The 26,527-nt window shown below is 44.1% G+C and carries 25 protein-coding genes; 14 read left to right on the top strand and 11 right to left on the bottom strand.

From position 1 onward, the window contains the following. Positions 1–396 precede the first annotated feature (396 nt). From V7K67_RS04745 to rph, 3 genes are all read right to left on the bottom strand, one after another. The gene (locus V7K67_RS04745) at positions 397–1,269 is read right to left on the bottom strand and encodes an FHA domain-containing protein (protein ID WP_334729459.1); all 873 of its coding nucleotides are present in this window, start codon (positions 1,267–1,269) and stop codon (positions 397–399) included. A 234-nt stretch (positions 1,270–1,503) separates the two neighbouring features. Continuing rightward, complete coding sequence (pgl, locus tag V7K67_RS04740) at positions 1,504–2,226, bottom strand: 6-phosphogluconolactonase (protein WP_334729460.1); 723 nt, start codon at positions 2,224–2,226, stop codon at positions 1,504–1,506. Positions 2,227–2,499: 273 nt separating this feature from the next. Further along, positions 2,500–3,243, bottom strand: a complete 744-nt coding sequence (gene rph / locus V7K67_RS04735; protein ID WP_334729461.1) for a ribonuclease PH — start codon at positions 3,241–3,243, stop codon at positions 2,500–2,502. Positions 3,244–3,301: 58 nt separating this feature from the next. Between rph and V7K67_RS04730 the strand changes: the two genes are divergently transcribed. Continuing rightward, positions 3,302–3,433, top strand: a complete 132-nt coding sequence (locus V7K67_RS04730; protein WP_335165424.1) for a hypothetical protein — start codon at positions 3,302–3,304, stop codon at positions 3,431–3,433. Between the two features lie 183 nt (positions 3,434–3,616). On the opposite strand, the gene V7K67_RS04725 is transcribed toward V7K67_RS04730, so the two are convergent. Then, positions 3,617–4,240, bottom strand: coding sequence for an adenylate kinase family protein (locus V7K67_RS04725; RefSeq protein ID WP_335165422.1), 624 nt, complete (start codon positions 4,238–4,240; stop codon positions 3,617–3,619). Positions 4,241–4,550: 310 nt separating this feature from the next. Here V7K67_RS04725 and V7K67_RS04720 point away from each other — a divergent pair, with 310 nt between their 5' ends. Both V7K67_RS04720 and dcd read left to right on the top strand, forming a co-directional pair. Then, complete coding sequence (locus V7K67_RS04720) at positions 4,551–5,087, top strand: P-loop NTPase family protein (protein ID WP_335165420.1); 537 nt, start codon at positions 4,551–4,553, stop codon at positions 5,085–5,087. Positions 5,088–5,173: 86 nt separating this feature from the next. Further along, entirely contained in the window at positions 5,174–5,743 is a 570-nt protein-coding gene (gene dcd, locus V7K67_RS04715; protein WP_335165458.1) for a dCTP deaminase, read from the top strand. Between the two features lie 42 nt (positions 5,744–5,785). Here the strand turns inward: dcd and V7K67_RS04710 are convergent, their stop codons facing one another. From V7K67_RS04710 to V7K67_RS04690, 5 genes are all read right to left on the bottom strand, one after another. Beyond that, a complete protein-coding gene (locus V7K67_RS04710; protein ID WP_334729467.1) occupies positions 5,786–6,484 on the bottom strand; it encodes a DUF6745 domain-containing protein in 699 nt (232 codons plus the stop codon). After that, positions 6,484–6,825, bottom strand: a complete 342-nt coding sequence (locus tag V7K67_RS04705) for a hypothetical protein (RefSeq protein ID WP_334729468.1) — start codon at positions 6,823–6,825, stop codon at positions 6,484–6,486. The genes V7K67_RS04710 and V7K67_RS04705 overlap by 1 nt, the downstream gene beginning before the upstream one ends. A 143-nt stretch (positions 6,826–6,968) precedes the next feature. Next, positions 6,969–7,589, bottom strand: a complete 621-nt coding sequence (locus V7K67_RS04700) for an rRNA large subunit pseudouridine synthase E (RefSeq protein WP_334709101.1) — start codon at positions 7,587–7,589, stop codon at positions 6,969–6,971. Between the two features lie 513 nt (positions 7,590–8,102). Then, positions 8,103–9,827: a putative bifunctional diguanylate cyclase/phosphodiesterase gene (locus tag V7K67_RS04695; RefSeq protein ID WP_334729469.1), complete on the bottom strand. Its 1,725-nt coding sequence runs from the start codon at positions 9,825–9,827 to the stop codon at positions 8,103–8,105. A gap of 449 nt (positions 9,828–10,276) precedes the next feature. Further along, positions 10,277–10,975, bottom strand: coding sequence for a 5'-methylthioadenosine/S-adenosylhomocysteine nucleosidase family protein (locus V7K67_RS04690; protein ID WP_334729470.1), 699 nt, complete (start codon positions 10,973–10,975; stop codon positions 10,277–10,279). Between the two features lie 217 nt (positions 10,976–11,192). On the opposite strand from V7K67_RS04690, the gene V7K67_RS04685 reads away from it, so the two are divergent. The 4 genes from V7K67_RS04685 to V7K67_RS04670 all read left to right on the top strand — a co-directional run bounded on the left by V7K67_RS04685 (position 11,193) and on the right by V7K67_RS04670 (position 17,271). After that, complete coding sequence (locus tag V7K67_RS04685) at positions 11,193–13,916, top strand: efflux RND transporter permease subunit (protein WP_335165417.1); 2,724 nt, start codon at positions 11,193–11,195, stop codon at positions 13,914–13,916. Then, positions 13,913–14,899, top strand: a complete 987-nt coding sequence (gene hpnA / locus V7K67_RS04680; protein WP_335165415.1) for a hopanoid-associated sugar epimerase — start codon at positions 13,913–13,915, stop codon at positions 14,897–14,899. Before V7K67_RS04685 ends, hpnA begins: the two co-directional genes overlap by 4 nt. 210 nt (positions 14,900–15,109) lie before the next feature. Beyond that, positions 15,110–16,129: an adenosyl-hopene transferase HpnH gene (gene hpnH, locus V7K67_RS04675; protein ID WP_335165456.1), complete on the top strand. Its 1,020-nt coding sequence runs from the start codon at positions 15,110–15,112 to the stop codon at positions 16,127–16,129. A 326-nt stretch (positions 16,130–16,455) separates the two neighbouring features. Further along, positions 16,456–17,271, top strand: coding sequence for an alpha/beta fold hydrolase (locus tag V7K67_RS04670; protein ID WP_335165413.1), 816 nt, complete (start codon positions 16,456–16,458; stop codon positions 17,269–17,271). A 423-nt stretch (positions 17,272–17,694) separates the two neighbouring features. Here the strand turns inward: V7K67_RS04670 and V7K67_RS04665 are convergent, their stop codons facing one another. Continuing rightward, the gene (locus tag V7K67_RS04665; protein WP_335165411.1) at positions 17,695–18,789 is read right to left on the bottom strand and encodes an aliphatic sulfonate ABC transporter substrate-binding protein; all 1,095 of its coding nucleotides are present in this window, start codon (positions 18,787–18,789) and stop codon (positions 17,695–17,697) included. A 428-nt stretch (positions 18,790–19,217) separates the two neighbouring features. Beyond that, positions 19,218–19,874, bottom strand: a complete 657-nt coding sequence (locus V7K67_RS04660; protein WP_334710195.1) for a class I SAM-dependent methyltransferase family protein — start codon at positions 19,872–19,874, stop codon at positions 19,218–19,220. A gap of 789 nt (positions 19,875–20,663) precedes the next feature. On the opposite strand from V7K67_RS04660, the gene V7K67_RS04655 reads away from it, so the two are divergent. From V7K67_RS04655 to V7K67_RS04625, 7 genes are all read left to right on the top strand, one after another. After that, on the top strand, positions 20,664–21,185 hold the full coding sequence (locus V7K67_RS04655; RefSeq protein ID WP_179063954.1) for a phycocyanin subunit beta: 522 nt from the start codon (positions 20,664–20,666) through the stop codon (positions 21,183–21,185). An 87-nt stretch (positions 21,186–21,272) separates the two neighbouring features. Continuing rightward, positions 21,273–21,764, top strand: a complete 492-nt coding sequence (gene cpcA / locus V7K67_RS04650; RefSeq protein WP_292785592.1) for a phycocyanin subunit alpha — start codon at positions 21,273–21,275, stop codon at positions 21,762–21,764. 739 nt (positions 21,765–22,503) lie between these two features. Beyond that, positions 22,504–23,316: a phycobilisome linker polypeptide gene (locus V7K67_RS04645; protein ID WP_334710196.1), complete on the top strand. Its 813-nt coding sequence runs from the start codon at positions 22,504–22,506 to the stop codon at positions 23,314–23,316. Between the two features lie 149 nt (positions 23,317–23,465). Next, positions 23,466–24,335, top strand: a complete 870-nt coding sequence (locus tag V7K67_RS04640; RefSeq protein WP_334710197.1) for a phycobilisome linker polypeptide — start codon at positions 23,466–23,468, stop codon at positions 24,333–24,335. A gap of 91 nt (positions 24,336–24,426) precedes the next feature. Next, a complete protein-coding gene (locus V7K67_RS04635) occupies positions 24,427–24,684 on the top strand; it encodes a phycobilisome linker polypeptide (protein WP_334710198.1) in 258 nt (85 codons plus the stop codon). Beyond that, on the top strand, positions 24,684–25,529 hold the full coding sequence (locus V7K67_RS04630) for a HEAT repeat domain-containing protein (protein WP_334710199.1): 846 nt from the start codon (positions 24,684–24,686) through the stop codon (positions 25,527–25,529). The genes V7K67_RS04635 and V7K67_RS04630 overlap by 1 nt, the downstream gene beginning before the upstream one ends. Before the next feature lie 169 nt (positions 25,530–25,698). Continuing rightward, complete coding sequence (locus tag V7K67_RS04625; RefSeq protein WP_335165408.1) at positions 25,699–26,427, top strand: HEAT repeat domain-containing protein; 729 nt, start codon at positions 25,699–25,701, stop codon at positions 26,425–26,427. Positions 26,428–26,527 lie beyond the last annotated feature (100 nt).

Below are 26,527 nucleotides of genomic sequence, written 5' to 3'. Positions count from 1 at the left end.
GCCAAGCTGGATGTTGTCTTTCAAGATTTGGCTGATTACGGAGACTATCAAGAACAACATAGCCATCCGTCGCTTGTCTGATGCAGTTCATTTGTTTCTCCTCCAAAAACGATGCTGGAGGATGGGCGGAAAGTACTTAGACTGATGTCAACATAATTCGTAATTGATAATGACGCTCGTTCCTCTCTACAAGACGCTGCGCGTAGCTTGCTTCCACGGAGTGGTACGCTACCGCAACGCTTACGTAATTCGTAGTTACAATCATTGTTGGCTCTGAACCCACCACTGTCTTGTTGACCACCAAATCAAAGATTTGGTGGGGGCTTATACCCTCTTTAATTACAAATTACGAATTACGAATTAGTAATTATTTGGTCACAATTGAGCGAAAATCAGTTAAGCAAGTTGAAAGAGGAATGTCATCAAGTCTCCTTTACCTAAGCTGATGCGATCGCCTGGTCGCAAGCGATGACGGTTGCCTGGTAAAAGTGGCAAATTATTAATATAAGTGCCATTAGAACTTCCCACATCCTCTACATAATGGGCATCTCCCTCGACGCGAATATCTGCATGAATCCGCGAGACAATTTCTGAATTGGTAAATCCTGAAACATCTATATCAGGGGGAATCCGGTCATTGGGTTTACCGATATGAATCACAGAGAGATTTTGCGGCAATTCAATTAAGCGATCGCTTTGAACGTGGATTAACCGCGCTGTAACCTGCTGCAATTGCGTTCTGGCAGCAGTTGCAGTGGTTGCTGGTGGTGGGGATACTTCGGCTTCAGAGGGTGGTTCTGGTTCCAAAGGTGGTGGAGTAGGAATACTTTGTACAGAAACTACAGGTTGAATTGCGATGGTTGGTGCTGCTTCTGGTGGGCTGCTTGGTATAACAGGTATCTGTGGTGCTGGTTCTGGGGGAACTGCTACCTCTGTTGGTGGTAAAGATGATTCGGGGGGACGCGAGTTAGTAGATTCGCTGATTCCCAAAGCATTTGGTTGTAAAAGTTCTAGCAGTGGATCGGGTGGTACTAACGGCGGTACTTCCACAGAAATATCTGGAGTGACTGTTGTAGCTACTGCGGGATGAACGTGTGGAACTCCTGCTGAGTGAAGGTTATAGCCACACTGACCGCAAAATGCAGCATCTGCCTGCACAGTTGCCCCACAACTGGGACAATTAGTAGTCGCGGGTAACGGTGTATAGCAAGCTTCACATTGGACAGCGCCATCAGGGTTGGGATGATTGCAATTAGGGCAGACGATCATCGATATTTAGCCTTTGTTCAAGATCATCATAAATATAGGTAGGACTGGCAAGCAGAGGGCGGCCCTAACTTTAGATTCTAGCAATTACTGCTAATGGAACAATGAATTGGACACTCTTACGCAGGGGGAAGGATGGGGGAGCAGGGAGCAGGGGAGGCAGGGGAGGCAGGGGGAGAAAAACTATTGATTATTGCCCAGTCCCCAATACCCAATACCCAATACCCAATTCCCCAATTATTGTTGGATTTCCAAACCTGCTGCTGCATCCAGCAGCCACCAAAGTTCTCCTTGGGGCCGAATTAAGCGGGATGGGTAAGTGAAATCATCGGACACAGGTGCAAAGACTTGCGCTAAAGCTGGTCGTTTATTAGCACCAGCAACCAGAAAAATTACGCTGCGAGCAGAGTTGATGAAGGGGTATGTGAAACTGATCCTAGGGTTTCCGTCTTTGTTACCCACAGTCACCAGGCGATCGCGTACTTTGAGAGCCTCTGTGTGGGGAAACAAAGATGCAGTATGTGCATCATCACCCATTCCTAGTAATACTACATCTAACGCGGGAAACTCGACCCCAGAAGAATTGAAAAATTCTTTGAGATGTTGTTCATACTTCGCAGCAGCTAGCTCTGGATTGGCTTCTAAAGTTGGTACGGGGTGAATGTTACCTGCTGGGATATCAACACGATCTAACCATGCACGACGCGTCATCAGTTCATTGCTATCGAGGTGATCTGGTGGTACGTAGCGCTCATCCCCCCAGAATATATGAATTTTATCCCAAGGTAGTTTTTGAGTAGCAATCGCTTCGTATAACGGTTTAGGTGTACTGCCGCCAGACAAGGCGATGGTAAACCGCCCACGCTGCTCAATGGCAGTTTCTAACTTAGACAGAATTAATTCTAGCGCTCGTGCAACCAGCGCCGGCTGATCCGGTAGAACTTCAACGGTTTTGTTCATGGCTTCATCATCATATTGCTGGCTTCCAGCAATACCATACCGAACTTATTACAATCCCCCTTTTTAACTTTTGAAATATTTAACATCATGGATTAAGTAGACTGGAAAAATGTAGACCCTCATTATCACCTTTAAGCGTAAGTTGTCAGTAGTGAGTCGCACTAACTACTGATCGCTGTCATGATTATTTTTATTTACATCCAGTTACTTGATACTTTGTTGATTAACACCACAAAGGATACATTTATTAATTCTTATTAAAAATTAATAAAACTAATTAATCACAAACAAACCTTCCCAGTCTGCGATCGCTTGACGTTGGGCAATTAACAATTCTTGAATTCCTTTTTGAGCCACATCTAGTAGTTGATCCAACTGAGTGCGGCTAAAGCTACCTTCTTCGGCTGTTCCTTGGACTTCAATGATTCCCAGATTTTGATTCATTACCACGTTAAAATCTACTGTTGCAGACACATCTTCTATGTAATCAAGATCCAAAAATGGCTCTCCCTCCAGTAATCCTACGGAAACTGCTGCAACCTGACCACATAAAGGCGATCGCTCCAACACACCCTCTTGCAACAATTTAGAAACCGCATGAGCCAACGCCACAAACGAGCCTGTAATAGCTGTTGTCCGAGTTCCAGCGTCTGCTTGCAACACATCAGCATCAACAGTCAGCGTGCGTTCTCCCAGTGCCTCAAAATCCACTGCTGCGCGTAAGCTACGTCCAATTAGACGTTGAATTTCTTGCGTCCGTCCAGATAATTTCAATAATTCCCTTTCTTGCCGTTTTTGAGTAGCAGATGGTAGCATTCGGTACTCAGCAGTTAACCAGCCTTTACCAGTTCCTTCAAGAAACTTTGGAACTCCCTTATTAACGCTAACAGTACAAAGTACCTGAGTATCACCGCATCTTGCCAGAACAGAACCGGGGGCAAAGCGGGTGAAATTGGGGTAAAAGCTGATCGGACGTAGTTCGTAGGGAAGACGGCCGTCAGGACGCTGCCAAGCCATTGGAGTTGCCTCAAGTTTTACAATACTGCCTTATAGATTACCTTAGTGTTATTGGGGATTGGGGATTGGGGATTGGGGATTGGGCATTGGGGATTGGGGATTGGGCATTGGGGATTGGGGATTGGGGATTGGGGATTGGGCATTGGGCATTGGGCATTGGCAAGAATTTTTCCTAACTCCTAACTCCTAACTCCTAACCCCTAACTCCTAACTCCTAACTCCTAACTCCTAACTCCTACCTCCTAACTCCTAACTCCTACCTCCTAACTCCTAACTCCTACCTCCTAACTCCTAACTCCTAACTCCTACCTCCTACCTCCTACCTCCTAACTCCTACCTCCTAACTCCTACCTCCTAACTCTCTCAGCACTCTCTAAGGAACTGAAAGCAGAGTCAAAATATTTTGCTGTACCATTTCTGGTGACTGGTCGCCGTTGATGGTCAATAAGCAGCGACGGCGGTCGTAGTATTCTAAAATGGGAATGGTGCGATCGTAGAATAATTCTACACGGCGCTGCACGATTTCTGGTTGGTCATCTGGTAGCGATCGCCCCAAGGATCGACTAACCATTACTGCTTCTGGAACTTGGAGATAAATTGCCCAATCTAGCTTTTGCCTTAAATCATCCAATAGAAAATCTAATTCTTCAGCTTGGAAGGCAGTACGGGGATAACCTTCTAACACCCAATCGCAGTTAATATCTGGTTGTCTGAGGCGTATTCTGATCAATTCAACGATCATTTCGTGGGGAACTAACTCACCTTTTTGCATGTATGGCTGTGCGTGATAGCCTAGTTCACTCAAGCTGGCGTAAACCGAAAGATAAGTCCGAGGATCGGCTTCCAACCATCGAAATCCCGGTAGGGGCTGATCGCCAGATATTGCTTCCCGTAAAATCTCACCTGTAGAAATCAGAGGAATATCAAAGTATCTGCAAAGCCTTTGTGCTTGAGTGCTTTTCCCCGATCCTGAACCTCCCAGAATCACCAATCTCACAACAATTTACTCCTCATCCTGTCAAATTCGCTACTTGCTAAGTCTGTTTTGCCCAAATAAGTGGCAAATCTAACATTTAGCGATTTTCAGACATTCTGCCCAGCTTTTTTTTAATAATTGGAACTGTAACTCTGACGAAAACTTAAATCAAAATAACTCTTGACTTCAACACAAACGTAGTGTTTGACTAAGAATGCAATTTGCCAAATCCACCACACCTGTAAAAAACAGATTGATTATACACGCAAATTGGCAAAAATTTCCGTCAGTAAATATTCTTGACCTATTGTATTTTTTAAAACTTAATCTTATGGTTGCCCAGTTAGAAACTCAAAGTATCAATTCAACCCTTACCCTACCATATCCAGTGGAAGGACTAGTACAAGTTTTCACTAGCTCCCATCGCATTTTTTTTACGAGCGTCATGGCTCAATCACTGAGAATAGCTGGACAAGGAACGGCAGTATTAATAGTCCAGTTCCTCAAAGGAGGTCTTCGCCAAGGACAGGAAAGACCCATACAACTAGGACAAAATTTAGATTGGATTCGCTGCGATTTGCCTCGTTGTATCGATACACCACATCTAGATGATACGGAAAACCAAGCTTTACAAAAGCTGTGGCAGTATACACAACAAGTAGTATGTGAGAGTAAGTATTCTCTCGTGGTGTTAGATGAGTTAAGTTTAGCGATTAACTTTGGTTTAATTCCTGAAACGGAAGTTTTAGCATTTCTGGCAAAACGCCCCCCCCACGTCGATATCATTCTTACAGGGCCAGAGATGCCCAAATCTCTCTTGGATGTAGCAGATCAAATTACAGAAATCCGCCGGAGTTATCGACCTTAAACAAAATACTCAATTCAGGATATCCTAGTAATTCTGTTTGAACTAGCTGTGAAGTTGTGATTAAAAACGATATCTGGATTACTGAAATGTCTCAACAGGGTCTAATTTCGCCCTTTGAGCCAAGTTTAATCCGAAAAGTGCAAAAAGATGAGTCTGTAGCGGTTCAACCTGTAATTAGCTACGGTTTATCTTCTTATGGCTACGATATACGCCTTTCTTCGGCTGAGTTCCGCATTTTCCGCCACATTCCCGGAACTGTAGTTGATCCCAAAAACTTTAATCCCCAGAATCTAGAGCCAACAGCACTGCACACAGATGCTAATGGTAGTTATTTTATTTTACCTGCCCATTCCTATGGTCTGGGGGTTGCTCTAGAAAAACTGGAGGTTCCTGAAAATATTACTGTAATTTGCATAGGTAAATCTACGTACGCAAGGTGTGGAATTATTGCAAATTTAACACCTGCTGAGGCTGCATGGCGGGGTCACTTAACTTTAGAGTTTTCTAATTCTTCTAGTGCTGACTGTCGCATTTACGCTAACGAAGGCGTGGTGCAGTTACTCTTTTTAGAAGGCGAACCCTGCGCTATTAGTTATGAAGCTCGTCAGGGAAAATATCAAGATCAGCTAGAAATCGTGACGTTGGCAAAGGTATAAATTGGGACTTTGGCGATGAAATTACAACAGTAACGTAGGTTCTTAAGCCTCGATCGCAGGGTTATAATCATCTGGATTATCAAAGCCTGCAATCCAGGCGGCTGCCTGATGACAACTTTGCGTATGAGGTGGAACGCGCAGGATATGAATATGTCCTGTAGAGGGACAAGTGACTTTCAAGACCATAAGCGGCTCGTCATCCTCAAAAGGAATGTAGACTAGTTGGCGTTCTCCACCAACGTCTCGGTCGCGATCGCGGATCAATCCTCCCACTTGCTGCAAAAATGTTTCGTATCCCAAACGTTCAATCAGTACGCGGCGCAACTCAACATTCTCTATATTAAGAATATCCTGCCCGGTGATTGACTGGGATTCAAAGGCAATCTTATCGTTTACCTGCACGCCTCGCCAGCGTAAGACAAAACCATGCCCCGCAGATAGACTGGTAATCCCACTTCCCGCCAACTCGATCCAATAAGTAACGTGGAGTCCTTTGGGAAGGGTAGTGAGGTTTACACAACCGCTGATATCAATACTTTCACAGGTTAGATTTTCAGGTAGATTGTAAAGATCCAACGCACCGCTTAAATCTAGATGACCCAAAACACGCATACCATCCCAGGCGCGATGCTCAAGGATGAGTTTTCGAGCAACTTCAGCCGATATAGGCTCGTGACTTTCCTTGGGGCGCTGCAAAACTTGTTTATTTGGCACACGTCCATTTGACATCATCTTGAGCATTAGTCCATCACCTCTACGTAAGTATCAGGGCGATATTCACGTTGTTTCCAGACGCGGTAAAGCCCTTGGGGCAATTCAATCGCCCGATGTTCTTCATGAACTAAAGTAGCACTCGGTTCTTTAACCTCAAGAAAAAGGTTACTACCATGCGCCCACAACTGAACAGCATTGGATTGCTGAATGCGATGGCTGTGTCCTGTGATTTCACCATGAGCGAGAGTAGCCCCTACGCGCTTTTGAGCAGCGGCAGGTAAGGTAACAATACGTTTGATCAGAACGTCGCCATGTCTGTAGAGAACACTACCTTGGTTAGCTTGGGAGTTATTGCTCTCGTTAAACATTTTTCCATGATAACAATACCTTTCTAATGATATTAGGACTAACCTTTCAAGGTGACTCGTAAAATCTCTTGTTTTTTAGCGCTCTCTGTGATTTTGCGGTTTAATCAGTGGAGGATTCAGACTCACTACTGATTCAAGACTACTTAGAGAACATTCGCCTTTGGGGCAAAACTTTTCGATTTACTGAAATTATGTAGAAATTGGAGTTCAGATGCAGTGAGATCGCGCCATTGACCCAATTGTAGGTCGTCTAATTTTAGGTGAGCTATGCTGACCCTGACCAGTCGCAAAGTCGGAAACCCTACAGCCGCAGTCATGCGCCGTACTTGACGGTTTTTTCCCTCTGTCAAAGTCATTTCCAGCCAAGCTGTCGGTACATTTTTGCGAAATCTAATCGGCGGTGTGCGTTCAGGTAACTGTGGTTCTTCTGATAAGAGCCTAACTTCTGCTGGTTGAGTGCGGTAATCTTGAATTTCCACACCTGTTTGCAACCTTTGGATAGCATAAGCATCTGGAATTCGCTCTACCTGTACCCAGTAAGTACGTTTATGACCAAAACGTGGATGGGCGAGGCGATGTTGCAATTGTCCATCATTCGTTAACAGTAACAATCCTTCACTATCCCAATCTAAACGTCCCACAGGATACACATCAGGCACATCAATATAATCTTTGAGGGTACTATGTGTGGGGGCGTCTTTTGTAAACTGGCTAAGAACGCTGTATGGTTTGTAAAAAATAATATATCGGTAATGGTTAGTCATTAGTCATTAGACATCTCCGAAAACGATGAAAGCCTCTATTTTACTAGCGTATAAGATATAAATACACTCATGAGAAATTAGCGAGATGTACGATAAAATCGGGCTTGGAGATGTTGATTGACTAAACCTTGTATGCTTCTTCAGTACTTGTTATGCCATTCTTAACAGTCTGTAAGAGAGAACAGGGAACAGGGAATAGGGAAGAGAGAACAGGGGAAAGCCTGCCTTATCCCAACGACAAATATTGACGCCCACCTACTTAGTAAGGAATACAAGTTTTAGGTTCAGACGGCAATTATTAGTCCACACAACCTGTTAACGAAGATACCGCACACTGCTTGCGATCGCTGCATATGAAGGAAATGGCAGACGAGAGCCATTCGCTAAAAATACCCAGAATTCCCTATCGAGAGGGTTTAAGAAGCGAAGAGATAATTCATTCACGGGTATTGAGATTAAATCCCTTTGATGAGTTCCCTGTGTGGATTTTGGGGCAGTATCTTGCCCAACGATTTAGGCATCTATTGATGCTGCAATTGTCTCCATCCGCTGAGAACTTTTCTGTAACATCGGGACAATTAAATTGGCAGGGACAGGACAACTGAAGTAGTAACCCTGACCTTCGTCACATCCCTGCATTTTCAAGTATTCAAGCTGTTCTTGGGTTTCCACACCTTCTGCTGTGATGTTCAATCGGAGGCTTTTTGCCAGGGCAATAATCGCATTAGTGACGGCAGCACTATCAGGATTGGACGTGACATCCTGCACAAATGACTGATCAATCTTCAGCATATTTACAGGAAAGCGCTTCAAGTAGTTGAGGGAGGAATAACCGGTGCCAAAGTCGTCTAGAGCCAACCATATACCCAGTTCTCGTAATTTTTTTAAGGTTTTAACCGATCGCTCAATGTCACCCATCAAAAAGCTTTCCGTTACTTCCAGTTCTAGATCAGATGCTTTAAGTCCTGTCTCCTCAAGAATTTGGCTGACTATTTCAACCAGATACGGTTGTTCAAACTGTCGAGCTGACAGATTCACAGATATCCGAATTGGGGTAAATCCAGCAAGCTGCCAAGCACGGTTTTGGGTGCAAGCAGTTCGCAAAACCCATTCACCAAGTTCGACGATGGCACCATTGGCTTCTGCAATGGGAATAAACTTTCCTGGAGAAATCATACCTAAAGTAGGATGCTGCCAGCGAATCAACGCTTCCATTGCTGTCATGTGTCCGCTATGTAAATCAATCAGAGGTTGATAATAAACGAGCATTTCGTTGCGGGTAAGCGCCCCATGTAATTCATTTTCTAAAGTTAGTCGCTCCTGCAACTGAGCATTGATTTCCGGCGAATAGAATTGATATTGGCTACGTCCTTGCTGCTTTGCTTGATACAGTGCTATGTCAGCCTGTTGCAAAAGTTGATCTACGCTATTACGATCATTTATGCCATTCATGGTGATGCCGATGCTGGCGGTGATATGAATCAAGTTACCCTCTAGAGAAAAAGGTTTACTGAGGGTACTTAACAATAGTTGAGACAGCTTAATTACACTTTCAAAAGAAACAATCTCTATACGAGCAATGGCAAACTCATCTCCACTCAAATGGGCAAGAACATCTGTTTGCCCTATGCAGTTTGATAATCTCTGAGCAACTGCTATTAATAACAAATTTGTTGTTTCATGCTCTAACCCATGACTAATATCAGTGAAATCATCAATACCCAGTAAAAAGACGGCTACAAGGCGCTGGTTGTTTTCAGATTGGGATAACATTTGATGGAGGCGATCGCGGAATAAATCACGATTGGGTAATCCAGTTAGATCGTCATAATTAGTGATGTAGTGAATTAACTCATCTAATTTGTGAAGAGTTTGTGAGGTATCCGCCATCAATGTACCCGCTTCATCAGCAAATTCTGTGGGCAATTCAGGTAAGGTTTTGGTGTTCAGATAATTTTGCAATGCAGCAGATGTCAAAATAACCGGTTTGAGGAGGTGGTGTAGCGCATAGAGGGTGGCAGCCGTACCTGCTAACGTAGCCAACAAAGCAATGCTCATAACTCGGATCGCCATCTCTAAAGAATAGGAATTTGAGATAACGAAACTCAAGAGTAAAGTCAAAAGTGGTACGTGAGTGCCCAAAAATGCCACCAACATGATTTTACCGGTGTAACTTTTTTTGAGCAATCCAAAACGAGCTAGGAATGAGTATAGGTAGAGCTTCTGATTTGGCTTCATAAATTCTGTCCGACAGTTGGTAAATTAGTTCCGAGCTATTCTGGCAAAAGGGTATTTTTGATTCACAGTTCAGTAGAATTAGCTTTCCTGGAACCCAACCCTGATAAGGTTATATATTATGCTTCCCAATATAGGTTTCTCTTGATATGTATAACGATAAAGTTTCTGTAAAACTTATTCCCGAACAATTTCACAATCAATACTTAAATTATGTTGATTTGTTATCAGTTTGTCTTCAGATGGTATAAGAGCAAAAAAGATATAGCGTTCTCAGTTGATTTGTGAAAAATAATTTTTTATAGTTAACCACAGAGACACAGAGAACGCAGGGAGAATAAAGATAGATTTTCACGAATGATTTAGGATTACTATCTGTTGTAAGGGCACAGCAATGCAGTGCCCTTATGCATGGTCTATTTACCTAAAAATTGCTGTAAAGATGCAACAGATTATTTTTGACTAGAGCCTGAAAAGAGCAAATTTGTAACTTCCTCTAACACCTTTAATGTTGTTAATGAACCTCTAATCAGCCGAGTAGCAGCAAGGGGTTGTCGAAGCATTGCCATTGCCAAAGGAAAAGGTTTTAGAGAGCCATCAGAGTTAATTGCTGATGTGAGATCGGGGATATTATGCTGACAATCGTCGCTGACTACTCGCAGTATTGCTACGGATACCCCAGCAGAATTGAAAAATTCTAGGGCGGTAAATCCTTCCATATCAACAACATCAACGGCCAAAGTCTCACCCAAACGGCGTTTTTCGGCAGCAGACCAAATAACGCGATCGCTTGTCAATGACTTGACTAAATTTAGTGGGGAGTGGGGAGTAGGGAGTGCTGAGTGTAATTGTGCTGTTAAAGTGCGATCGCATTCTTGCTGCTTTCCCTGATAAATACAATCTTGATACAGCACAATATCACCAACTGTATAGCGATCGCTCAAGCTGCCACATAGACCCATAATCAGCACTCTGGATTTTGGAGCTAGAAATTGTCCTTGTTGCAAATATTTGAGTAAAGGTTTCATGCCAACAGGTATGGCTACTACCGTTGGGATGGAGCCAGTAATGCTCCTTAATCCGCGACACACAGCTTTATATTCTGCTCCTTGAGGTACCAGAATTGTGTTGATGGGTAAAAAATTAGGCACTAGCACTCTCAACAAGTTTCCTTTTGCATTCAAGATTGGGTCATATCTGAGTGACAATAAGTAATGTTGTCGTTTAGGAGGCGTTGAAGCTCACTTTTAAGTCTATGGAATGCCCTACCGCAGACTATGGAATTTCTTACCTTGTACCCTAAAAATTTTATAGGCAACTTGAAATTTTAGCTAAATAATTGTGTTACCCACACGATAATTTTCCAAGATGGTAAAGCTTCATAACTCCAAATCCGCACGAGAAATCTTCAATATTTCCAAATTGGCGATTCAATTTTCGTGGCTGACGGTGAGTTTTTGGATTGCTGTAACGGTAGCTGGGGTTCTGGCTTTCAGTTCTCTCAAGTATGCCTTGTTTCCAGATATAACCTTTCCAGTGGTGGTTGTAAATGCTACCGCCCCCCTGACAACTGCCCTGGATACCGAGGCGAAGCTCACAAAACCCCTAGAAGAACGCCTCCGCTCCCTAGGAGGACTGGAGAATATCCGCTCATCCACCTATCCTAGTCAAACAGCCGTTGCCCTTTCTTTTGCCGTGGGAACGAATTTAGAAACATCGACTAAAAAGGTTGAAACTGCCCTCAAGCGGTTGACTTTGCCTCCAGGAGCAACTTCTAAAATTATTCCCCTGAATCTAAACGAATCAGCCGTCATTAGTTATGCGATAGAGAGTTCGACACGGAATCTCAAAGATTTGACGAAGTTAGGGCAAGATGAGATTGTCAGTGCAATCGCTAAACTACCAGGAGTTCTGAAAGTCTCACTACTAGGCGCTGCTACTGCAACTCCTGCTTTCAATCCAGCGAATCCGAGTGCAGCACCTCTACCCCAAGGTGGGGCGACATTAGTTAGGTTTAACGGTCAAGATGCACTGGCATTTCAGGTAATCAAACGCGGTAACGCTAACACTTTGGAAGTAGTGAGTCAGGTTGAGAAAGAAGTTCAAAGGCTACGCTCTACCCTTAAAGATGTCAAACTCACTTTAGCTGCCACCCAAGCAGAATACATCCGCCAAGCTACCCAGTCAACAATTGATGCTTTGCTAGAAGCAGTTTTGCTATCAATAGTGGTAATTTTTCCTTTTTTATGGAATTGGCGGGCAACTCTTATCTCTGCCTTGGCGATTCCTACATCCTTGTTGGCTACGTTTATCGTCATGGCGATTTTCGGCTTTAACCTGGAAACAATCACCCTGCTGGCTTTAGCTTTGGTGATTGGTAGTATTGTTGATGATGCGATCGTCGATGTAGAAAACATCATGCGACACGTTGAAGATGGTGAAACTCCTCGTCAAGCGGCGCTTTTAGCGACAAATGAGATTGGGTTGACAGTTACCGCCGCCACTTTGACAGCCGTCGCAGTTTTTCTGCCCATAGGTTTGATGGGTGGTGTCATCGGTCAATTCTTCAAGCCTTTCGGCATCACGGTTTCAGCGGCGATGCTTGCTTCTATGCTAGTTGCTCGGACTTTATCTCCAGTTCTAGCTATCTACTGGCTGAAACCTAAATCCTCACTCTCCCCGCATCGGGAAGGAAAAATCTGGTTAGCGTTTACCCAATTTTACAGAAACTTGCTAAGTTGGTCTTTAAATCACCGCAAGATAGTTATCGGGTTAGCTGTCCTCAGCTTCATCGCAGGTATAGTGCTGATTCCACTAATTCCCAAAGGCTTTATTCCCAAACTCGATCGCGGCGAATTTAATATTGCTTATACAGCCCCTTTGCCAAGTATCCCTGATTTGGCAAGTAAGGGATCAGGGGAAGCAGGGGGAGATAAGGGAGCAGGGGGAGAAAAATTAACTCCCTCATCCCCCTCATCCCCCTCATCCCAATCCCCAATCCCCAACCCTTTAAATGATTCTCTTGAGGTTGCAAAGAAACTAGAAGAGGTTGTGAGAAAATCACCGGCAGTTGAAACGGTATTTACTACTGTTGGTTCTCGTGAGGGTGAGCCGAATAAAGGGACACTATATGTAAAGTTAAAGGGCGATCGCAAAATCACCACTGGAGAACTACAAGACCAATTGCGCTCCTCCTTACCTGCTCTTTCTGGAGTAACTACTAGTGTTGAAGATATTCAATTTGTTGATTCCGGCGGTCAAAAGCCCCTGCAAATAGCATTACAAGGTGATAATCTCCAAGCTCTGAGCAAAGCAGTCAAAGCAATTAAAGAAAGGATTCAGAGGCTACCGGGATTCGCTGATGTCACAGTTACAGGTGAAACGAATCCACAGGGCACTGTTTCTCAGATCGAGCGTCTGAATAATCAGCGGGTAGCCTACATCAGTGCTAATTTGGGCAAGGATCTGTCTTTGGGTGATGCCACTGACAAAGTGGTAGCGGAAGCAAAGGCGGTGTTACCCTCTAATATTTCCTTAGATTTAGGGGGAGACTCTGCTAACCAAAATCAGGTTTTTAGCAGTTTCGGCACTACTCTGGCTCTATCTGCGCTATGCATTGTCATAGTACTAATTTTACTGTTTAAAAGCTGGGTAGACCCTCTAGTTATTGGTGTCTCTTTGCCTTTAGCACTAGTGGGGGCAATGTTAGCGCTACTGATTACCAAGAGCGACTTTGGCATGATCTCACTGATCGGTTTCGTCTTTTTATTGGGACTAGCAAATAAAAATGCCATTTTGCTTGTGGATTACATCAACCAGTTACGCAAAGCTGGCTTAGAGCGCACCGAGGCGATCCTCAAAACCGGACTAGTGCGTCTCAGACCAATTATGATGACCACTGCCTCTACAATTTTAGGGATGTTACCGATCGCTTTAGGTTTAGGTGCTGGTTCAGAATTGCGATCGCCTATGGCTGTAGCGATCGCAGGTGGACTAGTAACATCAACTATCCTCAGTTTGATTGTTGTGCCAGTAGTTTACACCATTTTGGATGATTGGTTTCCCCGATTTAAGCAGAGGGGGACAGCTTGAGCCAGGTTTTTGTCACGGGAGGTACGGGTTTTATTGGTGCCCATTTGGTACGGTTGTTGCTGCAACAAGGATATCCAGTTAAAGCGCTGGTACGCTCAAGCAGCAATTTGGAGAATCTACGCGGTTTGGATGTGGAAATTGTCAAAGGCGATTTAAACGATCCAAATCTTTGGCAACAGATGGCAGGTTGTCAATACCTATTTCATGTCGCAGCTCATTATTCCCTCTGGCAAACAGACCGAGAGTTACTCCACCATAACAATGTCTTGGGTACGCGCAATGTGTTAGCAGCAGCTCGCAAAGCGGAGATTGAGCGCACCGTCTACACCAGTTCAGTGGCGGCAATAGGGGTAGGCTCATCTGGTGAAGTTGTCGATGAAACACATCAGAGTCCCTTAGAAAAGTTGGTGGGTGACTACAAAAAGTCTAAGTTTTTGGCTGAACAAGAAGCCATCCAAGCTGTTGCTAGAGGTCAAGAAGTAGTTATTGTCAATCCCAGCAGCCCTATTGGTTCGTTAGATATCAAACCTACCCCCACAGGTGATATAATACTTCGGTTTTTACGACGGCAAATGCCTTTTTACTTGGATACTGGTCTAAATTTTATCGATGTGCGGGATGTGGCATGGGGGCATTTACTGGCCTTGCAGCGAGGTAAATCAGGCGATCGCTATATCTTAGGTAATCAGAACCTCAGTCTCAAGCAACTGCTCGAACAACTCGCCGAGATTACAGGACTAATAGCACCCCAAGGAACCGTACCCACCTGGTTGCCCCTGAGTGTTGCCTGGGTTGATGAAAAGATTCTCGCACCACTGGGAAAATCGCCCTCAGTGCCATTGGATGGTGTTCGGATGGCGAAACAACCTATGTATTACAATACTTCAAAGGCTGTACGAGAGTTGGGTCTACCTCAATCTTCGCTGAAAGTCGCACTCAAAGATGCTGTGGATTGGTTTGTTGCACAAGGTTACGTCAAATGAAAAATATAGCGATTCACGTGTGTATGCAATACGAAGAAGGCAGGCAGGGCGAAGGTCATTCGCAGCTATACAAACAAAGTCCGCCTCCGCGGACTAAGGGAAAATGAAGATTTGAAACCCACGGAGGTGGGTTTTGCCTGTGTAGACGTGGTTTCTAACCGCCCTTTTCACTGTGGTGTATTTATCTCTAAAAGAGGAGCGATCGCAACAATGGCAGTTAACATACAACAAGCTATGGATATTGGGAAGTATCTTGTTACGCAGCGTTTGAAAGGACGTAAACGCTTCCCCTTAGTATTGATGTTGGAACCTCTTTTTCGGTGTAATCTCGCTTGTACAGGTTGTGGTAAAATCCAACATCCAAAGGAAATTTTAAAGCAAAACCTCACCCCAGAACAATGTTTTACCGCTGTGGAAGAATGCGGCGCACCAGTTGTCTCAATTCCTGGGGGAGAACCTCTGCTACATCCCCAGATTGATGAGATTGTCCAAGGATTAATTGAGCGCAAGAAATATATTTACTTGTGTACCAATGGTTTGTTATTAGAAAAGAACTTAGATAAGTTTCAACCTTCCCCTTATCTGACTTTTAGCGTGCATTTAGATGGAATGCGGGAATTACACGATCAGTGTGTCGATCGCAAAGGTGTTTTTGATATTGCTGTCCAAGCCATTCGCGCCGCTAAAGCTAAAGGCTTTCGTGTCACCACTAACACCACGATCTTTGAAGGTACTGAGCCTAAAGATATGCAAGAGTTCTTCGACTTTCTGGAAACCCTAAATACTGACGGGATGATGATTTCTCCCGGCTACAGTTACGAGTGGGCACCAGATCAAGATCATTTTCTCCACCGCGAACAAACCCGCGCCCTCTTCCGGCAAATTCTGGCTCCATACAGAAGTGGTGAAAAAAACTGGAACTTCAATCACAATCCGTTGTTTCTAGATTTTCTTACTGGTGAGAAGGACTACGAATGCACCCCTTGGGGTAGCCCTAGTTATAGCGTTCTCGGTTGGCAAAAACCCTGCTATCTGCTGAACGAAGGTTATTACTCTACCTTCAAGGAATTACTAGCCCAAACTGACTGGAGTCAATACGGCCAGAAGAGTGGTAATCCAAAATGTGCCGATTGCATGGTTCACTGCGGCTACGAACCCACCGCCGCAATGGATGCAATGCAACCGCAAAATATGGCGCGTGCCCTTGGCAGTGTGTTTGGTAGAAACTAGTGGTCTATCGCATTAATTCTGATAGGTGAATCAAATTTCAATTTCTCTTCTTTCCTTCTTCCTTTGCGCTCTTTGCGTCCTTCTCCCAAGGGGAGACGCTGCGCGAATGCGGTTCGTTCTCTTATCCCTCAAATTTAATGGGATGAACCACTAGTGGTCTGTCCCAAAAGTTTTGAGAGGTTAGTGGTGTTCAGATCCCCGACTTCTTTAAGAAGTCGGGAATCTAGCAGCCCCTTAATGGAACAACATCCAGTGAGGATAAAAAGAGGATGCTTATTTAGAGATATTGCGATCGACTTCTGCAAAATTAATCAGGAAAAATACTCATGCCATTTGTATCGGTTCGTGATTTGCAAATGTATTATGAGATTCGTGGCACTGGTCAACGCCTACTCAGTATTAGTGGTACTGGAGGAGACTTGCGGCGATCGCCTACTATTTTTGACTCACCGTTAGCCCCACACTTTGAAATTTTAGCCTACGATCAGCGCGGTCTCGGTCAAACTTCAAAACCTGATATTGCCTACACCATAGCAGATTACGCCGCCGATGCAGACTCTTTGTTAAATGCAGTCGGGTGGGAGAGCGCTCATGTCATCGGAATTTCCTTCGGAGGTATGGTAGCCCAAGAGTTGGCACTGAGCTATCCGCACCGTGTTGAACGTCTGGTTTTAGCCTGTACTAGTAGTGGCGGTGCTGGTGGGTCATCATATCCACTACATGAACTTGTGAACCTCCCAATTGAGGAAGTGGCTCATCGGCAAATCACAATTGCTGATACCCGGTGGCAAGAGGAAGCTTGGCTTTCTAGCCGAACTGCACAATTTCAGGATTTAGTGAAGCTGACACTAGCAGCGGCTCAAGAGGGTGTAGACGAACCAAGTCGTGAAATTGGCCGTCGTCGCCAGCTTGAGGCTCGTGCTGCTCACGATACATATAATCGGCTTTCTCAACTGCATCTTCCTGTCTATATCTGCGGCGGTCATCACGATGGCATATCTCCTCCTGCCAATCTTGAGGTGATACACAAACAGATACCAGGTTCGTATTTAGAGTTCTTTAAAGGCGGTCATCGCTTTCTTTACCAAGACCCCCAAGCATTCAAGCGTGTTATCGCCTTTCTCCAAAATAAATTCGATTGACATCTACCCCAATACTGCTCGGATCAGCAGGGGAGGCTGGCGTTGCAGGGGAAGCAAAACTCAACGCCAGCCTCCATTTCTCCCCCTACTCCCCCTGCTTGCCTCAACCAAGAAATTCCAAAACCTACGCAGTATTGTACCCCATCCCTAAAGGGAGGGGATTCTAATCCGGCAACGGATTAGGAACCCGCCCAACGCGCTGGCTCACCATATCCCTCTCCTAAGAAACAAGTCAAATCCTCTTCCCTTCTGCCTTCTGCCTCCTGCCTCCTGCCTTGTTTCTTAGGAGAGGGATAAATGAACCGTATTAGACATCTGGTGAAAATGAATGTAGAGACGTAGCACTGCTACGTCTCTACAAGGATTCTGGGTAACGCATATTTAATTTCTGGAGATGTCTATTGCATCATAAGTCTTTTCAACCTATTTTTGGCTAATAGATTCTGGAGTAATTGCAGCATATTGTTCAGGTGTCAGCAAAGCTTCCTGAATGTTGACCTGTTTAGGAATCACACCATATTTATAAAAGTAATCTGCAACTCGCTGTTGTTCCTTAATTAACTCTGGGGAAATGGCTCTCAAGCCATAACTGCGGCGGCTAACTACCTTTTCCATAATGTCAGGAGGTAGTTTTTGGATTGGCCCAATGATTTTTGCTACTTCTTTGGGATTTGCCTCAGCCCAGCGCTGGAGTTTATCAATCTCCTCAATCACTATCCGCAGAATTCCCGGATTATCAACCGCAAACTGCCTTGCACCAATATAGTATGCACCAGGGGTATCAAGTCCTTCGGCAGTCTTAATTACTCGGATCTTATTTGATTTTTCAGCCAAAGCTAGATAAGGATCGCCCGCTACCCAAACCGGAATTTTCCCTTCTAAAAAAGCACTACTAGCTTCTACTGTAGGTATACTCAAGATTTTAATATCGCTGGGTTTTAAACCCGCATCTTCCAAAGCTCTAAAGACAAAATAGTGAGATGCAGAAGCTTTTTGAAAGACGATTTTTTGTCCTTTGAGATCCTTGACGCTCTTAATGGGAGAATTTGGTGGGACAGCAATCACACTTGATCTACCCGTGGTTGCAGTGCGTCGAGAACCAACCACATAAACGATTTGAGCGCCGGCCGCTTGAGCGAAAATAGGCGGAGTTTCTCCAACGGAACCTAAATCGATTTTGCCGACATTCATCGCTTCCATTAGTTGTGGCCCTTGGACAAATTGTGCCCACTCCACCTTTACCCCTAGAGGTTCTAGACGCTTTTCTAATACTTTTTGCGATCTGACCAAATCGCCTGCTGATTGATACCCCATACGGAGTACTTTCGCTTTAATTGCAGATGAATTGGAATTGGTATCAGATACATTTATCGCAGCAGATGGGGTTTGAGCTTTTTGCCCTTCAGTTGTGCAACTAACTAATGTTAATGAAGTTGCCAAGGTTAACAACCCAGGTGCTAAAAGCCGTGTGAAACGGCGAAATATTTTTGTATACTGAGGCTTCACTGTAGCGGTCATAGGTTTTGTGTCAAAAAAATTTTAGCTGGATCAGCATTCATCTCACACTCACTTTTAGGAGTGTGAGATGAATGCGAGTGAGGTGACGACTATCCCTTTTTGGATGTGTAAAGCACGGGAAAAAGGGATGTGGAGGAAACGAACAAATCTAAGTTAAAATTAATAAATAGGGGCGGTAGGGCATTCCGTCTCTTTAATAGAGCTACTCGCCTCCTAAGCAATAGCCGGATTGGGTGAGAAGCCTACGCTGCACTGCTTGCAGTCCGTGTAGGAGTATGTCACAGATATTATTTACCTCATTCAGTCCTGAGTGCCTTGGCAAAGAGAGTGCTGAGTAACAAGAAGATTACTCAGTAGTTCCGCACTATGGTAAAAGCCCCGCATATTGTGGGCGGTCTTTCAACTCAGCACTCATCACTCAGCACTCTTCATCTGGCTTTACTTGGAGTACCAGTAAAAGCGAAAAACTGCTGCTCTTTGGGTGCAGCCAAACTTTCACCCAAGTAACGATGAATACCTACTCCCATGTCTCCTGTTGCAGTGAGTTTGAAGTCCACTTCTTCAAATCCATATTCACGGAAAAATTTACGAACAGTTTCAGAGTGAGCAATACCCTGAGAGTGTCCACGAGTCCAAATTACAAAGGCACCTTTTTTGCTGAGAAAACTCAGGTTTGCCAGTAAGCGATTGAGTTCAGTTTCATCTGCGAGATTGCCGAATACACCACATACAATCACGATATCTGCTGGTACTGCTCCTACATAGTTTGAGGAAATGGTTGCATCACCATTGATAAACTCAATTTGTTTTGTCAAACCCAACGATTCTATTGTTTCTTGTCCACGTTCAACTAGTTGGGGATTTAGCTCTACAAGGCGCGCATGAACATCTTTTGCCCGTGGGTGATTTGATAACGTTCCTAGCAAATCTCGTCCATCGCCCGCGCAAACGCTAACTACACGGATTAACCCTGGTTGGGACAAATTCAAGCTATGGGAAATGTATTCCTGCACAATTTGCAGGCGTTGTTGCAATTTTGGTTCGTTCTTGTAGAGGTCGTGCCATTCAAACCAGTTTTTTACCATAACGAGGTGATTTTCGTTTCCATTAAATATGAGTTTGCAAAGTGACAAACACACTGGGCAATTTTAACTACGGTAAATATATCAATAAACCGTAGTTTATGGTTGAATGCAGACTATCATGGAAATTCATCCAAAATCAAGTCTTTTTTCTTTGGTATGTAAATCTTGCAATTTAACAATTCAGAGCTTCTTAGACAGCCTTGTATTCCAAATCTAGAAAAACTCACAGAAATACTGGGCTAGAACAGATGCGACTAATACACTACATACTTAAATACTGATCAGCCAAAATTTAAATTTGTATCGACAGAGACCCAACTACTACGTATTTCTAGCAGTTATATTATATTTATTAAAAGCCATTTAAGTAGTAAATCATACATAATTATAGGCGCGATACCTGCGGCGAGCTACGCCTACGCATTCTTTAAGGAATTTCTCAGAATAAATTTCTCTACGGTCTAACAGAGACAAAGATGTGAAGTTATGTAAATAAAATTCACAAACATAACAATAATTTGTAATAAATAATGATGCGGCAGCATTGTATAAAGAGAACTTGAGAGTAAAAAACAACATCTTAATCAGGTTTTCCAGTCCTTCATAGAAGTTTGAAGTTTTCTAACAAAAGTTTTAATCTGAAAGCCTGGAGATCGTAAACTTATTTCTTGGATGTCTGTTTTAACCCTTTCGTAACTCGTCAGGCAGTGCTGACATCAAAAATAAACTGAACCATTCAGTTTTGAGTCCAAATTATTCTTAACCAAGCAAATTAGGAGATTTAACGCAATGGTTTTAGATGCATTTGCAAAAGTAGTATCCCAGGCTGATACACGCGGCGAATATCTCTCCGATGCACAATTGGATGCTTTGAGCGAACTAGTCAAAGATGGTAACAAGCGTGCAGATGCGGTTAACCGTATTACCAGCAATGCGTCAGCTCTTGTTGCTGCTGCGGCTCGTGATTTGTGGGCAGAACAACCCCAATTGATCACTCCAGGTGGTAATGCTTACACCAGCCGTCGTGCAGCTGCTTGTATCAGAGACTTGGACATCATTCTCCGCTACATCACTTATGCGATCTTTGCTGGCGATTCTAGCGTGCTAGATGACCGTGCCCTCAACGGCTTACGGGAAACCTATTTGGCATTGGGAACTCCCGGAGCTTCAGTTGCAGTTGGTATTCAGAAGCTAAAACAAGCTTCTTTGGCCATTGTCAACGATACAAACAATATCACCAGAGGCGATTGCAGTGCTTTGGCATCTGAAATAGCTGGCTATTTTGATCGTGCTGCTGCTGCTGTAGCTTAAGCCAAGCATTGCTGATGTTGACTAAATAATTGTCCATAGGACAAAACAAAATTTCAACCATAACGTTTGTAAAAGGGAAATACCAAAATGACAAAAACACCTCTAACTGAAGCGATCGCATCGGCTGATTCTCAAGGCCGCTATCTCAGCAGCACCGAAATTCAAGTTGCTTTTGGTCGCTTCCGTCAAGCACCAGCTAGCTTACAAGCAGCAAAAGCTTTAAGCGCTAATGCTCAACGTTTGACCGAAGGTGCTGCTCAAGCAGTATATAACAAGTTCCCTTACACCACCCAACAACAAGGCCCTAACTTCGCGTCAGATACACGCGGTAAAGGCAAGTGTGTACGTGATGTCGGCTACTACTTGCGGATTATCACTTATGCTTTAGTTGTCGGTGGTACAGGCCCCTTGGACGATTTCTTGATTTCTGGCTTGGCTGAAATCAACCGGACTTTTGACCTGTCTCCTAGCTGGTACATTGAAGCTCTCAAGTACATCAAAGCTAACCACGGTCTAAGCGGCGATCCTGCTGTTGAAGCAAATTCCTACATCGACTATGTAATCAATACTCTAAGCTAAGAGTATTTCTTTAGCCCGGAGAGGAAATCAGCTCTTATGACAAGTAAGTTCTATGAGTTGTTTACCTCTCCGGGCAGTTTTTTAGGAAACGCTAGCTGAATACCCTGGAGAAAGAGGAACGTAGTTCTGTATTTTTTGCTTTAGAACAGGGATGAAAGCTGCCGATGTAGCACGGTACTTGCTACAACTTTTGGGAAAGTTCGCAACTCAGTGCCTCTTCTAAGCTACCGTCAATTGGCACAATATTTTTATCAGTACAAGATTTAAAAACCTACCCCTGAACTGGGGAAAGTATACGCCCGAAATAACGTAAGGAGATATCACTATGCCCTCGTGGCAAATGTGGTGAGGCAGTACAATCTTCTCTAGCGTAGCAGTAGCGAGTTTGTGTAACCCTGGAGGGAAGCAAGCTACTTGCAGCGTTTGGGAGTTTCTCAGATTAGAGAATGCTGAACCCATAAAGTGAGCCTGGGAACCTGTGGAAAGAGGATATTAAGGCAGCGATGCCTTAACGATCACCGTAACTAAAGGTACATTAAGAAGTAAAAAGTAAAAAGATAATTCCCATAAATAAATTTAGGGGCTTTAAACCATTTTTCTTTTTCTTTATGAGTGCCTTTTAACTTTTTACTTTTGCCCTGAACGGTTACGTGTCAATTTCAAAAGACTGTTAAAAGACTAGAAAAAATTTTTCTAAAAAGTTTTTAGTTTTGCAGTTAAAACTGAGGAGGTTTTAAAGATGGCAGCTTTGGGACAAGCAGCAAGATTAGGGATTGGAGCGTTTGAGAATTCGGCGCCAGTAGAACTACGTCCTGATAGAACAGAAGCGGATGTAGCAGTGGTTATCCGGGCGGCTTACCGTCAGGTTTTGGGTAATGCCTATCTACTTGAGGGAGAGCGTCTTGTCAGCGCAGAATCACTGTTGCAGCAAGGTGGAATCTCCGTTCGGGGATTTGTGCAAGCCATTGCTCAATCGGAACTATATCGGGATAAGTTTTTCCACTCCAATTCCCAAACTCGGTTTATCGAGTTGAATTATAAGCATTTATTGGGGCGTGCCCCAGAAGATGAGTCAGAGATTTCATACCATGTTGAGCTTTATAACTCACAAGGTTACGAAGCTGAGATTAATTCCTACATTGACTCATTAGAATATCAAGAGAGTTTTGGCGAAAATATTGTGCCCTACTATCGAGGCTTTAAGAGTCAAGTAGGACAGAAAAACGTTGGTTATAGCCGACTGTTCCAACTGTATCGCGGTTATGCCAATAGCGATCGCGCTCAAGGACAAAAACAAGGACGGCTAACCTGGGAAGTGGCGAAGAATCTAGCTTCACCTATTTACCCCGTTTCTGCTGGAGCCTTAACTGGTCTTTCTACAGGTGGTCGTGGCGAAACATACCGCATCAGAGTGCTACAATCAGCTTCCCCAAATTCAACTGTAGTCAGGCGTGGTACTGCGGAGTTGATCGTACCCTACGAGCAACTTTCTAGTAAATTGCAGCAGTTGAATCGCAAGGGCAGCCGAGTTCTTAGCATTACAGCCGTATAAATAGGGACTGGGGATTGGGGACTGGGGACTGGGGACTAGGAATTGGGACTAAGAGGATAAAGGGGATAACCAATACCTAATACCCAGTACCCAATCCCCGATCCCTAATCCCCAGTCCCCAATTATTAATTACAAAGGGAAAATTACCAATGGCTATTACAACAGCAGCTTCCCGTTTGGGAACAGAACCTTTTAGCGATCAGTCTCCTGTAGAATTGCGTCCAAATGCAACCAAAGAAGACATTGAGAGAGTAATTGCTGCCGTCTATCGTCAAGTTTTGGGCAACAACTACATCTTGACATCTGACCGCCTCACAAGTGCTGAATCTATCCTGCGCGATGGGAAAAATACAGTACAAGAGTTTGTGCGTCAACTAGCTAAATCAGAACTGTACAAATCGAAGTTTTTCTACGACAACTTCCAAACTCGCGTCATCGAACTCAACTACAAACATTTGTTGGGTCGTGCCCCTTATGATGAGTCTGATGTTGTCTATCACTTAGACTTGTACCAAAACAAGGGATATGAAGCCGACATTGATTCTTATATTGATTCACCAGAGTATCAATCTAGCTTTGGTGAAAATATAGTGCCTTACTATCGCGGCTTTAAAACCCAAACAGGACAGAAAACTGTCGGATTTAGCCGGATATTCCAACTTTATCGTGGTTATGCCAGTAGCGATACCTCCCAACTCAAAGGCAAATCTTCCCGCCTTGCTAGCGAACTAGGACGGAATAGTGCATCCATCGTTGTTCCTCCCTCTGGTGGTCCCTCCGGCTTTTCATACGTTGCTTCTGAAAAAGGCGTTACCCCCAACAGTACTTTTGGTGGTGCGGGAACTTTTGGTAAAGAAGGCAGACTTTATCGCATTGAAGTGGCAGGTGTTTTTGGCGCTGGGTATCCTAGCACCCGCCGTGTCAATCAAGCGGTGATTATACCTTATGAAGAACTATCTAGTTACTTCCAAAGAGTGGTAAAACAAGGTGGTAAAATAGCTAGTGTGAAACCACTTTAGTCTCATTAGTCAATAGTCATTAGTCATTAGTCATTATTAAAGACAAAAGACTAATGACAATAATGACAACTTAGAATTGGGAATTAATTTTATGGTTGGACAAATTAGTAGTAGAACGAGTAGTCGCTACTTTCGGTATGAAGTAGTGGGTCTGCGCCAAAGCGAAGAAACTGAAAAAACCAACTATCCCATTCGTTCTAGTGCCACTGTGTTTTTCACAGTACCAGAGAACCGGATGAATCGAGAAATGCAGCGAATTACTCGCTTGGGTGGCAAGATAGTCAGCATTCAGCCATTGAACGCTGAAGCTAAAACAGATAGCGAACAAAGCGATCCTCCTTCTTCATAATGAATTCTAGTCCGCAGAAATTTGAAGATTTATCATCGACAGGGAACTCTGGCGATGGTGAATCTTTAACAGTAGAGCAAGCGATCGCTAATCTAGAAAGTGCAGATTTAGGTCTGCGGTTTTATGCTGCCTGGTGGTTGGGTAGATTTCGGATATCTGAAACAGCTGCGGTTACAGGACTGATTAAAGCTTTAGAAGATGAAGCCGATCGGACACCAGAAGGCGGATATCCTCTACGACGGAACGCAGCCAGAGCCTTAGGGAAACTAGGCGATCGCCAGGCAGTCTCACCTTTAATTGCGTGTTTAGACTGCTCAGATTTTTATGTCCGGGAAGCGGCGGCACAATCCTTAGAAATGCTGGGCGATCCGGTTTGTGTTCCCGTCTTGATTAATTTATTACAAGTCGGTTTGCACGGTGAGCAACTGATATCAAAGCAGCCTGATTTATCTCAACCCTACGAGGCCATATTAGAAGCCTTGGGAACCTTGAGGGCAACTGAGTTCACCCCTTTGGTAAAACCATTTTTAGAGCATCCAATTGAATTGGTGCAATATGCTGCTGCACGAGCCATGTATCAATTAACCCAAGAGCCAGTTTATGGAGAACGGTTGGTACAAGCTTTAGGGGGAGAGAAATTACAATTGCGACGAGCAGTTTTAGCAGATTTGGGAGCGATTGGATATCTACCCGCAGCAGATGCGATCGCCGAGACTCTTGCCGAAAATAGCCTGAAGCTAATTTCTCTCAAAGGATTACTAGAACATCAAGTTAACCACACGGCAACAAGCACTTTGTCAGATGGTGCGATGAAAGTGATGAATTTGATGGACTCGCTGTTGTAGTTATAATTTTCAGGGAATTAGTTGTTATTAATACGTTTAAAAAAATATTTACCAGACATAAACCCCCAACCAAACTGCAAAATCAGGGTTAGGGGGTTTATGTGTAGTGTCAACTACGGAGAACTTAAGCTACAATTGGCTGATCCCTAATGACCCATGAAAAACTATTATGAATAACAGTGACCTGGCCCAAATATTGATCCGTGCTGTAGAAGAAGCAGACTCCTCAGATCGCTTATTAGACGCAGTTCAGGAGTTAGCGACAGCTGGTATAGAGGAATCTGTTCCCACTCTGATTGCCGCTTTGGGCTACAACAATCCAGGGGCGGCAGTGGCGGCGGTTGATGGGCTGATTGCGATCGGGGAAGCCGCAGTACCATCTCTATTGGAACTAATTGATGACTACAACTACAGTGCTAGAGCCTGGGCGATTCGTGCCTTAGCAGGAATTGGCGATGTTCGGGCACTGGATACTTTACTCGAGGCAGCAAAAACCGATTTTTCCTTAAGTGTGCGGCGGGCAGCTGCTAGGGGATTAGGCACTTTAAGCTGGCATCAACTACCGGCGGAGAAAGTGGAATCTGTTCAGACTCAGGTATTAGAGGCGCTATTACTAATTTCTCAAGATCCAGAGTGGGTAGTACGCTATGCAGCAGTGACCAGTTTAGAAACACTAGCCATTGCAATAGCAGCCACTTTACCCGATCAAGCGTCGCGAATTACAAATCAACTTCAGCAAATACTCGATAACGATACCGATTTGGGAGTTCGCACCCGCGTGAAGTTTGCACAGCAAAAAATTCAGCAGCAGCAACATCAAGAAGTGTTTGCACCGAAAATAAAGCTAGAAGATGCTGATGTCTCGGAAGTGCCTTATCGTGGTGGTGGCAGACGGTAAGAAGTAAAAAGCAGAGGAGCAGAGGAGCAGAGGAGCAGAGGAGCAGAGGAGCAGAGGAGCAGAGGAGCAGAGGAGCAGAGGAGCAGAGGAGCAGAGGAGC

The sequence above is a fragment of the Nostoc sp. genome, from assembly GCF_036917155.1.
Taxonomy (GTDB): Bacteria; Cyanobacteriota; Cyanobacteriia; order Cyanobacteriales; family Nostocaceae; genus Nostoc.
The sequence above is the reverse complement of the archived record's forward strand: the minus strand, read 5'-3'. Positions and strand labels throughout refer to the sequence as shown.

Excerpts from the sequence above, each read along its gene's own strand:
- V7K67_RS04745 (WP_334729459.1), bottom strand. The coding sequence starts at position 1,269 with ATGATCGTCTGCCCTAATTGCAATCATCCCAACCCTGATGGCGCTGTC.
- pgl (WP_334729460.1), bottom strand. The coding sequence starts at position 2,226 with ATGAACAAAACCGTTGAAGTTCTACCGGATCAGCCGGCGCTGGTTGCA.
- rph (WP_334729461.1), bottom strand. The coding sequence starts at position 3,243 with ATGGCTTGGCAGCGTCCTGACGGCCGTCTTCCCTACGAACTACGTCCG.
- V7K67_RS04720 (WP_335165420.1), top strand. The coding sequence starts at position 4,551 with ATGGTTGCCCAGTTAGAAACTCAAAGTATCAATTCAACCCTTACCCTA.
- dcd (WP_335165458.1), top strand. The coding sequence starts at position 5,174 with ATGTCTCAACAGGGTCTAATTTCGCCCTTTGAGCCAAGTTTAATCCGA.
- V7K67_RS04710 (WP_334729467.1), bottom strand. The coding sequence starts at position 6,484 with ATGCTCAAGATGATGTCAAATGGACGTGTGCCAAATAAACAAGTTTTG.
- V7K67_RS04705 (WP_334729468.1), bottom strand. The coding sequence starts at position 6,825 with ATGTTTAACGAGAGCAATAACTCCCAAGCTAACCAAGGTAGTGTTCTC.
- V7K67_RS04700 (WP_334709101.1), bottom strand. The coding sequence starts at position 7,589 with ATGACTAACCATTACCGATATATTATTTTTTACAAACCATACAGCGTT.
- V7K67_RS04695 (WP_334729469.1), bottom strand. The coding sequence starts at position 9,827 with ATGAAGCCAAATCAGAAGCTCTACCTATACTCATTCCTAGCTCGTTTT.
- V7K67_RS04685 (WP_335165417.1), top strand. The coding sequence starts at position 11,193 with ATGGTAAAGCTTCATAACTCCAAATCCGCACGAGAAATCTTCAATATT.
- hpnH (WP_335165456.1), top strand. The coding sequence starts at position 15,110 with ATGGCAGTTAACATACAACAAGCTATGGATATTGGGAAGTATCTTGTT.
- V7K67_RS04670 (WP_335165413.1), top strand. The coding sequence starts at position 16,456 with ATGCCATTTGTATCGGTTCGTGATTTGCAAATGTATTATGAGATTCGT.
- V7K67_RS04665 (WP_335165411.1), bottom strand. The coding sequence starts at position 18,789 with ATGACCGCTACAGTGAAGCCTCAGTATACAAAAATATTTCGCCGTTTC.
- V7K67_RS04660 (WP_334710195.1), bottom strand. The coding sequence starts at position 19,874 with ATGGTAAAAAACTGGTTTGAATGGCACGACCTCTACAAGAACGAACCA.
- V7K67_RS04655 (WP_179063954.1), top strand. The coding sequence starts at position 20,664 with ATGGTTTTAGATGCATTTGCAAAAGTAGTATCCCAGGCTGATACACGC.
- cpcA (WP_292785592.1), top strand. The coding sequence starts at position 21,273 with ATGACAAAAACACCTCTAACTGAAGCGATCGCATCGGCTGATTCTCAA.
- V7K67_RS04645 (WP_334710196.1), top strand. The coding sequence starts at position 22,504 with ATGGCAGCTTTGGGACAAGCAGCAAGATTAGGGATTGGAGCGTTTGAG.
- V7K67_RS04640 (WP_334710197.1), top strand. The coding sequence starts at position 23,466 with ATGGCTATTACAACAGCAGCTTCCCGTTTGGGAACAGAACCTTTTAGC.
- V7K67_RS04635 (WP_334710198.1), top strand. The coding sequence starts at position 24,427 with ATGGTTGGACAAATTAGTAGTAGAACGAGTAGTCGCTACTTTCGGTAT.
- V7K67_RS04630 (WP_334710199.1), top strand. The coding sequence starts at position 24,684 with ATGAATTCTAGTCCGCAGAAATTTGAAGATTTATCATCGACAGGGAAC.
- V7K67_RS04625 (WP_335165408.1), top strand. The coding sequence starts at position 25,699 with ATGAATAACAGTGACCTGGCCCAAATATTGATCCGTGCTGTAGAAGAA.